General features: G+C 34.2%; 14 protein-coding genes and 2 pseudogenes. 3 read left to right on the top strand and 13 right to left on the bottom strand.

Annotated elements, in window-relative coordinates:
* Positions 1–63 precede the first annotated feature (63 nt).
* The 3 genes and pseudogenes from H8718_RS20965 to H8718_RS09150 all read right to left on the bottom strand — a co-directional run.
* Positions 64–213, bottom strand: a pseudogene (locus H8718_RS20965) (sporulation transcriptional regulator SpoIIID); the annotation flags it as partial.
* The gene (locus tag H8718_RS09145; RefSeq protein WP_330597624.1) at positions 203–1,813 is read right to left on the bottom strand and encodes a recombinase family protein; all 1,611 of its coding nucleotides are present in this window, start codon (positions 1,811–1,813) and stop codon (positions 203–205) included. The gene H8718_RS09145 and the pseudogene H8718_RS20965, both read right to left, overlap by 11 nt.
* Positions 1,814–1,828: 15 nt before the next feature.
* Positions 1,829–2,044, bottom strand: coding sequence for a hypothetical protein (locus H8718_RS09150; RefSeq protein ID WP_249332649.1), 216 nt, complete (start codon positions 2,042–2,044; stop codon positions 1,829–1,831).
* Between the two features lie 244 nt (positions 2,045–2,288).
* On the opposite strand from H8718_RS09150, the gene H8718_RS09155 reads away from it, so the two are divergent.
* Positions 2,289–2,771 (top strand): hypothetical protein, encoded by a 483-nt coding sequence (locus H8718_RS09155; protein ID WP_249332650.1) that lies wholly within the window; start codon positions 2,289–2,291, stop codon positions 2,769–2,771.
* Between the two features lie 20 nt (positions 2,772–2,791).
* Here H8718_RS09155 and H8718_RS09160 read toward each other — a convergent pair whose 3' ends face one another.
* Positions 2,792–3,397, bottom strand: coding sequence for a recombinase family protein (locus H8718_RS09160; RefSeq protein ID WP_249332651.1), 606 nt, complete (start codon positions 3,395–3,397; stop codon positions 2,792–2,794).
* A gap of 910 nt (positions 3,398–4,307) precedes the next feature.
* The gene (locus H8718_RS09165; RefSeq protein WP_249332652.1) at positions 4,308–6,551 is read right to left on the bottom strand and encodes an S-layer homology domain-containing protein; all 2,244 of its coding nucleotides are present in this window, start codon (positions 6,549–6,551) and stop codon (positions 4,308–4,310) included.
* Between the two features lie 190 nt (positions 6,552–6,741).
* Here H8718_RS09165 and H8718_RS09170 point away from each other — a divergent pair, with 190 nt between their 5' ends.
* On the top strand, positions 6,742–7,053 hold the full coding sequence (locus tag H8718_RS09170) for a helix-turn-helix domain-containing protein (RefSeq protein ID WP_249332653.1): 312 nt from the start codon (positions 6,742–6,744) through the stop codon (positions 7,051–7,053).
* A gap of 34 nt (positions 7,054–7,087) precedes the next feature.
* Here the strand turns inward: H8718_RS09170 and H8718_RS09175 are convergent, their stop codons facing one another.
* From H8718_RS09175 to H8718_RS09210, 8 genes and pseudogenes are all read right to left on the bottom strand, one after another.
* On the bottom strand, positions 7,088–7,336 hold the full coding sequence (locus H8718_RS09175) for a hypothetical protein (RefSeq protein WP_249332654.1): 249 nt from the start codon (positions 7,334–7,336) through the stop codon (positions 7,088–7,090).
* The gene (locus H8718_RS09180) at positions 7,326–7,922 is read right to left on the bottom strand and encodes a hypothetical protein (RefSeq protein WP_249332655.1); all 597 of its coding nucleotides are present in this window, start codon (positions 7,920–7,922) and stop codon (positions 7,326–7,328) included. The genes H8718_RS09175 and H8718_RS09180 overlap by 11 nt, the downstream gene beginning before the upstream one ends.
* A 96-nt stretch (positions 7,923–8,018) precedes the next feature.
* Entirely contained in the window at positions 8,019–8,450 is a 432-nt protein-coding gene (locus H8718_RS09185) for a hypothetical protein (RefSeq protein ID WP_249332656.1), read from the bottom strand.
* 473 nt (positions 8,451–8,923) lie between these two features.
* Positions 8,924–9,145 (bottom strand): hypothetical protein, encoded by a 222-nt coding sequence (locus H8718_RS09190; RefSeq protein ID WP_249332657.1) that lies wholly within the window; start codon positions 9,143–9,145, stop codon positions 8,924–8,926.
* A gap of 581 nt (positions 9,146–9,726) precedes the next feature.
* Positions 9,727–10,293 carry a Uma2 family endonuclease gene (locus H8718_RS09195; RefSeq protein ID WP_249332658.1) on the bottom strand — a complete coding sequence of 189 codons (567 nt, stop codon included), beginning with the start codon at positions 10,291–10,293 and terminating at the stop codon, positions 9,727–9,729.
* A gap of 507 nt (positions 10,294–10,800) precedes the next feature.
* Positions 10,801–10,926: pseudogene (locus H8718_RS09200) on the bottom strand (sporulation transcriptional regulator SpoIIID); the annotation flags it as partial.
* A 278-nt stretch (positions 10,927–11,204) separates the two neighbouring features.
* On the bottom strand, positions 11,205–12,092 hold the full coding sequence (locus H8718_RS09205; RefSeq protein ID WP_249332659.1) for a murein hydrolase activator EnvC family protein: 888 nt from the start codon (positions 12,090–12,092) through the stop codon (positions 11,205–11,207).
* A gap of 59 nt (positions 12,093–12,151) precedes the next feature.
* Positions 12,152–13,045 (bottom strand): SpoIID/LytB domain-containing protein, encoded by an 894-nt coding sequence (locus H8718_RS09210; protein WP_249332660.1) that lies wholly within the window; start codon positions 13,043–13,045, stop codon positions 12,152–12,154.
* Positions 13,046–13,426: 381 nt separating this feature from the next.
* Between H8718_RS09210 and H8718_RS09215 the strand changes: the two genes are divergently transcribed.
* Entirely contained in the window at positions 13,427–14,515 is a 1,089-nt protein-coding gene (locus H8718_RS09215; protein ID WP_249332661.1) for a DUF3810 domain-containing protein, read from the top strand.
* Positions 14,516–14,676 lie beyond the last annotated feature (161 nt).

Here is a 14,676-nt window from a genome sequence, read left to right on the forward strand (position 1 = left end):
TAGTGCAAAATGTTTTTTCTCATGTAAAAAGGGGCTACTTTGCAGTAGCCCCTTCTCTTTTATCTATTTCATTAATCCTGAGTACTTTTCTTTCGTCGCTAATCCACCTCTTAGATGCCTTTCAGCTTTATTAAGTTCAAGCACCCTTCTGGCTTCCATAGCAAGTTTTGGATTAATTTTCTCTAATCGTTCCGTAACATCTTTATGGACTGTCTATATTAAATGGAACGGTTAAAGGCATCCCCTGTTCACTAAGCATTTTAAGTTTTACTTTAACATCTCCTGTATGGGATACTTGAATCTCTTCAATGAGTTGCTTCAAGTCCATATTAGACCATTTAGACACTTCAAGTAGTTTATCAATGTCTTTAAAGTACGTTCTTACTTCCTCTCCTATACTACTTGTTATACGTGTACTATCTATAATGTGTGCAAGCTGTAATTTGACTTTCTCAATCTCTTTATCTACAGGTAGAAGACATTCGTCTAACTCCTCTTCCGTAATAGATGATTTTGCATATAATTTGATATACTTTTTCCTTTCCTTCCTCAATTCTTCATACTGTTTTTTAAGTTGACTTTCATCTAAGTCAATTCCCCTTGTTATATCACTCACTAAAGCTTCTACTTCCTTAATCACTAGTTTAATAAAAGACTCTTTAGTAGAGATTAACTCCTTAAGATATTCTCTTATATGACCTAATAGAATATCCTCATCTATAACTGATTTATTGATACATGCATCCTTTCCTTTAGCATTGCGAATCGAACAACACCACCTCTTATAGACTTTTCCCTCTTTACTGTACTGTCTTGTTCTTCTTCTAAATGTGTAACCACAATCTGCACATTTAATAAGATTTGAAAAGGGATACTTGGTGCTTTCTCTCTTATTTTCTAGATTAAAGCTCTTACTCCTTTCCTTTAGAATCCTCTGAACCTTTTCATAATCTTCATCACTTACAATTCTCAATTCTGGTCTTTCTACTACAATGTGGTCTTTAGCATCTATGACACGTCTTTTTTCTGTAATGAAGTCCGTAACTTCAGTCTTCCCATTCACAATTTTTCCAGTGTATATAGGATTTCTTAGTATGTCTATGACTGTCTTTTGATACCAGTTAGCTCGTTGTTGTTTCTTTGTTAACACTCCATTCTTATTTAGGTACTCTGCAATCTTGAGAGTGCCATAACCTTCCTCTAGAAATAATTCATACATCTTCCTCACTGTATTTGCTTCGTACTCATTAATCTCTAATGTAAATGTATCTACTTTATTGTAACCAAATACAAAGTTAGGTACTCTACCTTTCTTAGCATTAATTGCCTTCCCAAACTTAACACGTTCTGAGAGCTTCAAACTTTCCTCTTGAGCTATAGAGACTAATACTGAGAGTACAAATTCTGAGTCAGTAGAACATAAGTTATTGTTTGTAAATAATACCTTGACCCCTATGGACTTGAGTTCTCTCACAACTTTTAAGAAATCTACCGTATTTCTGGAAAATCTAGAGATATCCTTAACCGCTACCACTTCAAACTTCTTCAATCTTGCATCCTCTAACATCTCTTGGAATTTAATCCTCTTCTTGACTTGCTTCCCACTAATCCCCTCATCTGCATAAATACCATATAGTTCATAACCATTATCACTCGCAAATTTTTCAAAATATTCCTTTTGTTTTTCTAAACTCTGTAGTTGTTCCTCTTTATCTGTAGATACTCTACAGTAGCATGCCATTTTCTTCGTCGTGTGTTTTGTAGTATTCATCGTGAATCCATCCTTCTCTTGTGTATTCATTAGTCCGTTCATATGTATTCCTCCTAGTTATAGTGCTACTGGTTGATACGCAATCTTATCTAATATGTTCTCTTTGAATGATTTATCCTCAAATATTTGTGTCGCTAATACCTTAGCTAACTTTCTCTGTGTCGCTTTTTCAAATAACTTCTCATCCACATTCCCCTCTAATACAAACTCAATTTTCCCACCTACTTTTTTATCTTGTGTAATGGTCTTAATTACTTTAAATTGTGTATTCATATTAACCACTCTCCTATCACATTTATATGTGTAGTGAGAACTATCTAGAATTATTTTTAGGAATAACCCTATGCTCATCTACATAGAGTGTTATTTTTGAGGGAAACCAAGATTGCCATGCGATTTTACAGGGAATCGAAAGTTTTTCACTAGGACTTTTATAGCATTTAGTTCGAACTTTCATTTTACGAACTAAATATGGTATACTTAGTTCGTACCTATTACTTTAAAAGGAGCCTAACAAATGAACTACAAATGCGTGCTTACACTAGATGATAACCAATTAGAACTTCTAAAATCCTTTTGCACCTCCACTTTAGGTGTAGAGCCTATTATCACAAAGGTACACCCTAAAGAGGTAGATGCTAAAACCTTCATGCGTCTATACTATTCTTATCTTCTTGAACAAATTGACATGACTGCTTTACGTCGCTCACTAGGTATGGGGAAAACTAAATTTCATGAGGTACTTAAATCTCTGCGTAACCAAGGCTATCCGCTTCCATCAAAAGCAGATTTCAAACGCTACAATCCTCTTTTGAATCCTTTTCACATCTATGATTACAGCATTCAAAATTCAGCATTACCTACAAATGAATTAACTCCAACTGACATTTACTTTGATGAAGATGACATAGACTTTGATTTTGATAAAGAGAATATAGACTTTAATGATGATGATGATGACTTTATCATGGACGGAGAAGAGGACATAGATATGCCTTAGCGCATATCTATGTCCTCTTCTTATTTTGACTGCTCTGTTATTTGTATAAGTTTATAAAACGATGACCGTTTCAAACCACAGGCTTTCATAGCTGCAACTGCTGTTATTTCTCCAGACTTCCATTGTGCATATACATTGTCCCAGTTCTTAGGTGTCTCTATCCTTGGTCTTCCACAATGAACTCCTCTCATCTTTGCACTTTTAATTCCTTCACGTTGTCTACGTTTTATCTTTCGTAGTTCAGATTCACTAATATACGCTAAAAGTTCCAAAACTATCGTATTGATTAGGCACTTCTCTAAATCATCTTTATCATAGGTACTTAACATAGGGGAGTCTAATATTACCAAATCCACTCCCATCTTCGCTAACTCACCCATTTCCGTTTTAATCTGTGTGTAATTTCTACCTAAGCGGTCTAACTCCTTGATTACAAGCACATCACCTTTACGTAGCATTTGTGATTTCAAACTTTGATACCCATTTCTCTCAAAGTTTTTACCCGTAGCCTTATCACAAATAATGTCACGCTCCTCTATCCCATACTCTATTAAGGCATCAAATTGTCTCTCAAGACTCTGTCCTTGTGAGGATACCCTTGCATACCCATATACTCTCGGTTCCATACTCTATATACCTCCAATTAATCTATCTTTCCTATATGTATATCAGCATTATGACCCTTTTATATCCATAAAGGTATCAATATTTTCAGCTATATCCGAATTTTATATACTTGAGGATTCCGAATACAGTTTGGGTACTTTATAGACATATCTGTAAAGGTATACGTTTCCGTAAAGGTCTCTATCTATTTTCAGACTTTGTATCACCTCCTCAAACTATGTTCTCTCTCGTATTCTCTAGGTTCTTCATCACCATTTCTTCTTTATCACCTCCCTATCCTGTCCTAGATTAAGATTTCCTTCTTCCTCTGATGGTTCACATAGAAAAATCATCAAAAATCGTCTTCAATTTTTGAAATTTCATTGCCAGAAAAAATGGGATTGCCAAGAATTTTGCCTTCCTTGGACGTCTTCATTAAAAATAATGGTTTTATACTAAAAAATTCAATTTTATCTAAATCTTGAATGTTTTACTCCTGTCCCATTAAGGCATTTTGTAAGATAATTTCATCGATTAAATGAAGACCCATAGCGGTAGGGATTTTGGTGTAGGAAGTTAAGTTTAATCGAAAATGTATAAAATTACTTCCTTGAGTACTTATTTGAGCAACGTGCTTAATTTGAATATTTTTAACTTCTAAATTTGATTTTATCCTTCTCCTAACAAAGTATCACTGAACGCAAAGAAAGCTAACCCAAAGTCTAGGTTAGCTTTCTTAATCCTTATTTTTCTTCTACAAATTTCAATGTGTTACCACTATTTACAAGGTTTCCTGTTTTGACTACTTTATCTCCACTGTAAATCACATAATCAGACATGTGTAGTACATGAGTTTAGGCATGATTCAAAATAAACATGTATATAGAAGTATAGAAGGAGCCTATATCTACTCACTCCTATACTTTCTAGTTACTTCTTCTTTACAATAATTAGTTCTGTTTGTCTGTATTTTCCATCAATAAACCATTCCTCTGGAATCATAAAATCAAACCTAGCTCCTGTAACAACATCATTAAATTTAGCTTTGAATTTCAAAGTCTTTCCATCATCTGAAACAATGCTATCAAATACTTCTACCCAGTATGAGCCATTATATTTTCCATGAATTTCTCCATTTACATTCGGAATAAAAATAGCTGAATCTGTTGTAACTGTAAATTCAACCACATCCCCTGATGATACGCTAATAGCTCCAGGTGTAGTTGTTAGTCTCTCTGTCCCATTTGGTACTTCATCTACTTCTGATAAAGGTTTTAATGCAACAAATACTTGTTTTTGTTGTTCCATTCCCTTATAGCTAATTGCTACATTTATTGGAATAGCCTCTCCAATAGAATTGTCTGGATAATTAATTACTCCATCATTATTGATGTATTCATGGAATGCTAGAACCTCTACATCCATCTCCAAGTCTGGAATTGCATTAATCCCTGTCCATGTCTCTAGTACTCTAAATATATTATCCCCATGTTCATCAATAGACATCTCAAACATATCAGGAATACCATTTAAAGCTAATTCAAATATTTCTTCTGAAGTATCTTCCACAATAGGTACACTTATCTTAATATCTTTATTGGTTGATAAAATACTTTCTGGAAGAACAAACTCCCAACGTGAAGGCAGTTTATCAATTGCTATCCTACTTCTAATATGTACTCTAAAAGTATCTTCATCTACAATCTCTGTTCCAACTGAACCATTTAAATTAAATGTTGGTTCAATCGCCTTCCATAAATCACCAGCCTCTTTTATGGTTAATTTAGTGTTCTTAAGATTAATTTCAATATCAACTCCTGTACCTGATACTTGAAATTGAGAGACTTTAGATGGTGTTACAATTGCTTGAGGTTTATTAACAGTTTCTCCACCACCGTTAGAGCCTCCTCCTGAACTATCATCTGATGAACTTCCACCTGATGAGCCACTTCCAACTCCAGCTAGTGGTTTATTAACGGCATCCTTATCTAATAAATGTCCACCAATAGATACTTTGATATCTCCTTCTAGTGTAGTATGACTTGGCTGTGTTTCTAATTTAACACCCTCTACACTAACAGTAGCATTTTCTATTTTACCTTTACCTTTTACTTGACTCTCTACATTAAATATAGCCTCTTTTATCTCTACTTTATCACTTAATGTTATCGCTACACCTTTAGCTTCTTTGCTAAATGTAAGGTTCTTAATTATTCCAGAGAGAACTTGTACTGGTTGAGTTGTTTCTACTGTTAATGAATTTACAGTACCATCAATTTTTGCACCTGATTCAAGTACAACATCTGTTACAGTTGACTTGTCATCTACAAAGATACGTACTTTGCCATCTGCTTTTTCTACTTTTACATTGTCTGCTTTTGAACCATTTGTAAACTTAACGGAGTTCTCTCCACCACCTTCAACAATAACCCTTCCTGTAACTGTTGTATTATCTAAAATAACATCACCATTACCTACACCTTCTGCAATATATAAGTTTCCTTTTATGATAGCATCTTTTAGAACTACATCTTTAGTATTAACTACTACATTTCCATCTGTGTTTGGTGTATATGTACCTGATTGATTGTAAAACTCGGCTGTTAATCTATCTAGCATTGTCACAACTTCAGCTCTTGTTACAGAATCTTGTGGTGCAATAGTAGTTTCTGTTTTGCCTTTGAGAATACCATGTTGTACCATAGCTCCTATTTGTTCTTCAGCCCATGCTGAAATCAATCTCTCATCATCAAATGATTGTGGACTTGTCCCTGTTAATTCGTAAGCATTTGCTAATACATGTGCAGTCTCTTCTCTTGTTGCAAAATCATTTGGTCTAAATGATGTCCCATAGTCTTTCATAATCCCTGATGAACTTACTGTATTAATTGCTTTGGTGTACCACTGACCTTCTTGAACATCATCGTATTTTTTTGCATTACTTACTTCCGTTAACCCAAATACTCTGACAACAAAAGATGCAAGCTCCGCTCTTGTCACCTTTTGATTAGGTTTAAAAGAACCATCTTCATACCCTTGTACAACTCCATTTGTACTCCATCTTTCAATAGCCTCCTTTGCCCAATGCTTCGAGTAATCATTTGCCCATACTGGCATTGCTGTTATCAGCATTGTTCCCGACATTAACATAGCTAATCTTCTTTGTAATTTCATAATTTAACTCCTTACCTTTCTCATTTTAAATTTGTATAAAATCTAGTTCTGAAACACTTACCCAGAACTATTCATAAAACATTATACTTCTATTAAAACTAGAAATAAATACATTTTTCTATTTTTAACAGAATTAAATCGATTAGTTGTTAAATTCATCTAGACTATTCTCTAAAAGGAGGTGCTACTAATGAGCCTTGGCGAACGTTTACGCAAATGTCGTGAAAATAAAGACCTTAAGCAACTAGATGTTAGTAAACAACTGCATATTAACAATAAAACACTTTCATGTTATGAACTTGATAAGATTTCTCCTGATGTAGAAACGCTTAAAAATCTTGCACAATTTTATGAAGTATCCCTTCCTTGGTTACTAGGTTCTAACCCCTACCATGAGCATATCTATTCTGATATTATTGAACGTCTTGAAAAACTAGATAAAACCTCTGTTCAGTCTGTACGTGAATATATTGAATTCCTTGAGTTTAAAAAGAACAAGTAGCATGGAGTTATGATACCCTATGCTACTTATTCTTTTAATCTATATCTACATTTCTTATTGATTCTTCTAATTTAGAAGCATATGTAACTCGGAGCTCTAATTCAAATAATTCCTTATCAGATACATTAATACAAAGCTTATCCTCCATTCTATAAATCCTCAATACAAGTTGTGTGGTTACAGGTCTTAAAAATAGAAACTGATATATGATACCTTGACAAATACTTAATATGAGTGGCTGTAACTCTTCTTCTCGTTCTATTCGTATTCTCTTATTCAGCATTATAATTCGCTCCTTTTTCATCTAATCTATATTCTACATATCCCTTATACAAAAGCTGATTGTGCTCTACAATCTCTCTCCACTGTCTGTACTTAACAAGATACTTTTTGAACTTTGCGATGGAAGCTCCTTGGAAGTTTAGCCTAGTTAACTCTTCTGTCAGAACAAAATCCTTTGTAGGTCTATAGGCATTTTCTAGTAACATCAAGTTTTCCTTAGTTAAGTTAAGTACCTTGTACTGAGACCCTATCTCTATTGATAAAGGTATAATTTCTTTAACTTTTCCTTCCAACATCCTTATATCTTCTGCAATAAATATCGCATTCAATATAGGGGAATTCATACTCTTAATTCCTTCAATAAACTTTACATATCTACTGTAAGACAGACCTTCACCACTGTTCATCTGAATCTCCTCTTGAGTATTCAAATATGCTCTCAACATACTTTCTATTTTCTCGAGTTTCCTTTTAAGTCTCACGTGTTCTCTTACTATCTCCTGTAAGTCCACCTCATGTAATTTGTCTTGTCTCTCATATACCTTGTGTTTTTCAATATTGTGTTCGTTACTAATCTTTTTTGCCACTGTCATTATCCCTCCTTATATTGTGGTAAAAACATAGTCTAGGGAAGTATAAGAGTGTAACCTATCTTTGCTAACTTTCTCAAAATTTAATACAGTTTATATTATGTTAGTACTATATTTATCCTCTTTCCTACAAATATAGTTATATGTATTATTCCAATGAACTTGAGTATGTATAGGGTTCACTTTAACATACTCAAAAGTCTTCCTTACCTTAACATTCATTAATTGCTGAATTTTTCTCCCACAAACACGTTTGAATTGCTCCATATAGTTATATGCTTCATTAATATCCCACTGATATTTTGCTAGAATATGAAAGTGTATATAAGGTTTTAACTCTATTGCCACTTTCTCTAAGACCATATTATGATTATTCGCACATCCTTGTATATCTGATAACATGATGTGATATCCTTCCGTTGTTAAGTTAATGTGTGTATTTAACTTAATAACGATATGTATACCTCTCATATAAGAACTATCTATACTGTATACTTCATCACCCATACTCTCTAAAAAGTTCATCTGTTATTTCCTCTCTTTTATTATTCTTATCACATATCTAATGATAGATTTATCCTCAATGATTATCTTTATTGAGGCTCATAGCAATTGATTCGGTCATCTTACCCTCTATAGTTAACTGCAACGCTTTCCGTACATACTTTATTCTATACGTGTTCTAATGCCTTTATTTGAACCTGTTCCTTCATACCTTCTTCCTATCCCTTTTTAAAAGGGTAGACTTCCCCTAGGGACTTGCTTCTTAGGCAAATTATGGTCAGCTCTCTATGCTAACATTAAAGTACTCATTGCTAGAAGCTATCTAAGTGCAGATATAACTACCATATCCCTCAATGAGTCCACCTTTTTGACGGACTCCTAGCAATAAAAAAAATCTAAACGACTAGTCGTGACAATTGTCTACATGACTAATAGTTTAGATTCTTCATAACTGTATCTACTTGATACCATAATTTAACCTACTTCAAGACTTTCTACATACCTACATCCATTTTAACAGCTTTCATGAGTAACTGATGTATATATGCCTGTTTAGACAGATTACACTCCTTTGCTTTCTGTATGAGTGCCTCATTTAATTCTTTCTCAACCCTTAGACTAAATGCTACTATACACTTCCCCAATCTCTTGTCCAAAGTCTCCCTTGTAGATTGAAGTTGTGTAATAATCTCACTATTATCCACCTCGAATATCATAATCTATCTCCTCCTCATTCTCTACTCCCTATATCATATACAAATACCTCTTATATTGTATCTATTTAACATACCTCTCCTACTTTACTGATAGTATATTTTCTAGTGTATAGGCATAAGCCTTGTATATCTTCTCAAAGATACTTACTATTACCCCCGTAATCTCTATGTTTCTTCTCGAGAATACTTATTATCACTCCCATAATCTCTATGTTTCTTTTCGAAGATACTTACTATCACTCCCATAATCTCTATGTTTCTTTTCGAAGATACTTACTATCACTCTCGTAATCTCTATGTTTCTTTTCGAGAATCCTTGCTATTACCTTTAGGGTTTCTCTATATCTTCTCACCTATATACAAAAAAAGACACCTAGCACCTTGTCTCTAAGTAAATGGGTATTGTGATAGGTCTTGGTAATCTTCTCTTAACATCATATTCTCTTGACATAGCTTTCGTAACATCATAGCTGTGATATATTCAATTATATGGAATAACATTGTTCTATCATTGCTTATCTGATTCTCTATAAAAATAATAAATAGGGCAGTATATAGAAGACCATATATGCCCCATTTGTTTAGAAAGTTTCAAATATCTCTGCTATATTAAATACCAAACCATCAAAAGCCGCTGTCTTAAATTCTGTCACGATACTATCCCTATCTTCTTCAGACATTCTCTCTAATTCATGCTCATCATAATCGGTATAAATGTCCTCAAGAGCATATCTCCCATCTACCAAATTGTAAATCTCAAGATTTTTGTTTTTAGGGTCAATCAACCAATAATGTGCAACACCCATGCGTTCATATAATGCTCTCTTCTCAATTCTATCACGTTTAACAGAACTCGGTGAAATGACTTCTACAATTAACTTAGGAACCCCTTCATATCCCCTATCAGTAAACTTAGTCTTATCACAAAGTACAGATACATCTGGAATTACCCGATTACTTTCATCTAAGTATACGTCTATGGTATCCGTAAAAACACGACACGGCTTACCCTTTAAATAGTTCGCTAACATAACATAAATATTTCCAATAATCATTCCATGAAGTGGAGATGCCGAAGGTGACATGTAGAAAGTCTTACCATTTATTAGTTCACTCTTGAAGTCATATATTTGAGCTGTATTTCCCATTTTATCACTTCCTTAATTATAGTATGGTTATATAAACTTATAATAACATAGTACCAAAAATATATTCAATGCATTTAATCCACTCTCCAAACCATTACTAAAACTCGCACTATATTCCTCCTCTTATAAGTTTAGTATAAAATAAAAAGCTGACCAAGAAAGGTCAGCTTCTTATTTTGACCTACTCTCTATATTCTATAGTTACTTCATCTCCTCTCGATGTGTCTTTAAAGACTTTCGTAATTTCTTCATTTTCTCTCAAGAATAACATTAAAAATTCTCGAGAATTCTTTACACTACCTTAACATAGCATTAAAAACTCTCGAGAGTCCTTATAAAACTACTATATAAATTTCTTAATATTAAATACTCCATTATAGAAAATTATTTACAATATATTTGATACATTTTATTATAATGTTTATATTACTCTAAATCATTGTTATACTAGAATTAATTGAACCTTTCATCCAAATTTATTTTCTTATTTTATTAACAGTTCCATTTTGTAACCTCTTTGTGCACTGTACTTTTACTGATACCAAACTTCTTGGCCGTTTCCCTTACTGTAGCGTTAGAATTGATAATAAATTTTGCAGCTTCTATGGCTCTTTCTTCGATATAAGGTTTCAAGAAAAGGCCCCCCTTAACACAACTCTTGATTAATAAATATGCTAAGAAGTCCTCTTTTATGCCGAAAAACTTGACGAGGGACAAGCCAATTTGATTAAAGTTCATTTTTCCCCATAAGCTTACTCTCTATAGAAACTCTAAATCGAAACCAATAAGGAATTTATTTTTTCTCTAAGACTAAGTCGAAATTTAAAATGTAAGTTATCCCTTACCATATGTAAAGGTGGTTGCAACATCTATCTTTGCAACCACCCTTTATTAACTTCACATGGGCTATTTTAGTCAGCTGTATGACCCATATCTACACCAGCAACTTCTTCTCTCATTCCTAAGATTGTTGTTGGGTCTACATAGTCATCCCCATGTTTAACACGCATATATACGTTAGTACCTAAGTCTGCAAATGGACCTGTAGCTTTACCTGCTTCACCAAGAACCTGCATAGCATCTACAGTTTGTCCTAATAAATCCATATCTGCTGTACCTTCTTGAATACCAAGTTCTGTTGTATAACCATTACCATGGTCAATAACGATAACCTGTCCAACATTACCTACAAGTTTCATGCTATCAAGTGTGGTAGCATCATCGATAATGTCTACAACAACACCTTTAGCTGGTGCTTTGATTGCTTCACCTTCATCAGCAGAAATACAAATACCATAAGTACGCATCGTTTGTTCTAAAGCTGTACTATACCAATGGCTTGTACTATCATCTTTGAAAGGTACAATAACTTCACCATCTACTGGCCATACCATATTATCTCCCTCTGCAAAGAAAGGTGTCTCTTCTTGGTCTGCTGTTGTAGAACTGAAGGTTTCTGCTACAAGGTCATCTTCTGATTCTTTTGGAGCTTCTGCTGGATTAGAAGCTACATCTACGCTCTCATCTACATTTCCTTCTTCTACTTCAATGATTTCATCTGATGTAGAAGGCTCTAAAGTTTCAGAAGCTTCATCTCCTGTAAGACCTACATCTTCAAGATTATCTTCCTCTACGTCTACATTCTGGTCAAGTACATCTTCTACGTATGCACCATTTGGATTATCTACCTGTGTAGTATTTTGAGAAAGTACGATAGCTGCTCCAACGGCACTTACACTGATAACACCTACTGCTAAATAAAAACCATATTTTTTTGTAAAGTCTTTAAGTTTATTCATTCTTTACACCTCCGACGTCTAAATTATCGCCAGAGGAATTTGTTATTATTCATCAAAAATTAAAAATTTTTAATCTCTATATCTGTATAGTAATATTTTAAGATTTCCTCATAAGTAGCACCTGCTTTAGCCATTCGAATAGCCCCTTCTTGGCTGAGTCCTACACCATGCCCAATCCCCTTTACACGAAACTGTATGGATGTATCATCATAACTCATAGTAAAACAAGCTGAAGGAAGCTTAAAAAGCTTTCTAAAGCTCTCACCATCTATAATGCTGTTCCCTACTTGTAAACTTTCTATGTAGCCCCCTTGATCTTTGGCAATAATTTGAATCTGCTGCTCTAAGAAGCTAGGTTGCACAACAAGTGTAGGATATACGCTTTGGAGTGTACTCACAACTTCTTCTTTTGTGACAATAATGTCTTCTACTGCCTCATCCTCGCTGACTACAGGCTTTAGATAAGGAATATCCATATTATATATGCCTTTAGCATCTCTTGTCATACCTGCACTTGCCTTATGATAAATAGGCTCAATCAGTTCATTATTACAATACATGACAAGCCCTGATGTCTCTTTGACTGCATCCTCTAAACGCTTGTAATTCTTATCATAGTCTTTCTGCCATAGCGTCTTCATCTCTTCCTGCGTCATATAGCTTAGCTCACCTTCACTTACTATGCCCAGCTTCCTTCTCATCCTATAAGTTCTAATCATGACCGCATGAGCTTTAAGCACTTCTTCCTGTTCATCTGCTGATACCATTTTGGCAAGTGCGCTGATGAGTTCTTTCTCATCTTCCTTACTCTCTATATCTTCCCCATCTGTATTCATAGTTTGCACATTAGCAAGTAAGGATGCATCATAAAAGCCTCCCCCAAATACCATTACCATGGGGACTGCCAATAACATTCCTAAAATAATCAGACACCATATCCCTAGTTGTTTCATACCTGCCTCCTTTACCTTTTCGGCTCACGCCTATGCCTAATACATTATATTGAAAAGTAGACAAGTTTATGCCTCCTAGAAGAACAGGTCTAGTCCCATAATACACACTGCTCCAATCATTAGAGTAGTTACAATAATAATAATATTTTTTCTATCCCTCATAAAAAACCTCCTGCTCTTTTTATAGAGTATGGAGAACTTTTGATTACTTTATTCAATGACTCTTTATTTCGCTGTTTAATACTTATAAATTTTATAGGCATTTTATAACGATTTTATTCTATATTTATACCACTTTATAAGGCTATAATAAATAAAAACAGTAAGTACGGTAAAACTAAACATCAATAGTATTTTACTTCATTTAAGGGAGGATTTTATTTGCAAACACGTACAAAATTATTAACCTTACTTCTTATTCCTATTGCTATTTTAGTTTCTTATTTATATGGCTTATTTCCTGATAGCTGGGAACGCTTTTATTCCTTAGGTATTAATAAATGGTTTATTAAGATTCTAAGTTCTATTACAGGAATTTTTCCTTTCTCACTCTTTGAATGGGGTATTTATATAGGTGTTATCACTCTTATTGGTTATACCCTATATACCCTTTTTAGGATTTTTACACACCTAGATATGGGGCTTAAAATCTTTTTAAACTATCTTCTTAATTTAGGTGTAACTGCTTCTATTTTATTCTTTATTTTCATTGTAGGCTGGGCAGCTAACTATAAACGCCCACACTTTAGTGAGAAATACGGCATTGTTATGGCCGACTACACGCCAGAGCAATTAGGTGAACTTTATAGTTATCTCCTAGACCAAGCTGGCAAAATACGTGAAGAGCTTCCCGAAGATGAGAATGGTAATGCTATCCCTTATGGAGACCATCAAGATATCTTTAGAAGGGCTCAAGCAGGCTATGATATAGCAGGGCAAGCTTTTGAAGCTCTTAATGGCCATTATGGCAAAGCTAAAGCAGTCTTTGCTTCACCACTTATGAACTATACAGGCATCACCGGTATTTATTCACCTTTTACAGGTGAGCCTAACATCAATATAGCTGTACCACCTATTACCATTCCTTCTACCACCTGTCACGAAATGGCTCACCAACGTGGCTATGGTTTTGAAAGTGAATGTAACTTTATTGCCTATATTACCTCTATGGCTAACCCTGATCTAGACTTCCAGTACTCTGCCTATATTATGGCTATCTCCTATACAAGTAATGCGCTTGCTCAGGCAGATAGGGAGATTCTTCTCTCTATAAATGCCACTATGTCTGATAAAGTGTATAAGGACCTAGTCAATATTAATGAATTCTGGGATAGCTATAAAGGAGGTGTAAAAGAAACTGCTGAGCAGATCAATAATGCTTACTTACAATCTAATGGTGTTGAATCAGGAACAGAAAGCTACGGCGAAATGGTCAATCTCTTATTAGCACTTTATGACAAATATCACTAGTCTAGAAATTTCAATAAAAATAAAAGGGTAATCTATGAGCTATGAACTGCTACCCGTCAAGTAGACAACTAAAAAAATAAAAACTTGGGCATGGTATGATAAAGTAGACACAAAGTTAAGATAAAATAGTGAAAGGTGGTCTACTTATGAGAAGAAGTTAT

Source organism: Zhenhengia yiwuensis, from assembly GCF_014384995.1.
Classification (GTDB): Bacteria; Bacillota; Clostridia; order Lachnospirales; family Cellulosilyticaceae; genus Zhenhengia; species Zhenhengia yiwuensis.

Coding starts and splice junctions, on each gene's coding strand:
- H8718_RS09165 (WP_249332652.1), bottom strand. CDS start 6,551: ATGAAATTACAAAGAAGATTAGCTATGTTAATGTCGGGAACAATGCTG.
- H8718_RS09195 (WP_249332658.1), bottom strand. CDS start 10,293: ATGGGAAATACAGCTCAAATATATGACTTCAAGAGTGAACTAATAAAT.
- H8718_RS09145 (WP_330597624.1), bottom strand. CDS start 1,813: ATGAACGGACTAATGAATACACAAGAGAAGGATGGATTCACGATGAAT.
- H8718_RS09190 (WP_249332657.1), bottom strand. CDS start 9,145: ATGATATTCGAGGTGGATAATAGTGAGATTATTACACAACTTCAATCT.
- H8718_RS09175 (WP_249332654.1), bottom strand. CDS start 7,336: ATGCTGAATAAGAGAATACGAATAGAACGAGAAGAAGAGTTACAGCCA.
- H8718_RS09170 (WP_249332653.1), top strand. CDS start 6,742: ATGAGCCTTGGCGAACGTTTACGCAAATGTCGTGAAAATAAAGACCTT.
- H8718_RS09160 (WP_249332651.1), bottom strand. CDS start 3,397: ATGGAACCGAGAGTATATGGGTATGCAAGGGTATCCTCACAAGGACAG.
- H8718_RS09205 (WP_249332659.1), bottom strand. CDS start 12,092: ATGAATAAACTTAAAGACTTTACAAAAAAATATGGTTTTTATTTAGCA.
- H8718_RS09185 (WP_249332656.1), bottom strand. CDS start 8,450: ATGAACTTTTTAGAGAGTATGGGTGATGAAGTATACAGTATAGATAGT.
- H8718_RS09150 (WP_249332649.1), bottom strand. CDS start 2,044: ATGAATACACAATTTAAAGTAATTAAGACCATTACACAAGATAAAAAA.
- H8718_RS09210 (WP_249332660.1), bottom strand. CDS start 13,045: ATGAAACAACTAGGGATATGGTGTCTGATTATTTTAGGAATGTTATTG.
- H8718_RS09155 (WP_249332650.1), top strand. CDS start 2,289: ATGAACTACAAATGCGTGCTTACACTAGATGATAACCAATTAGAACTT.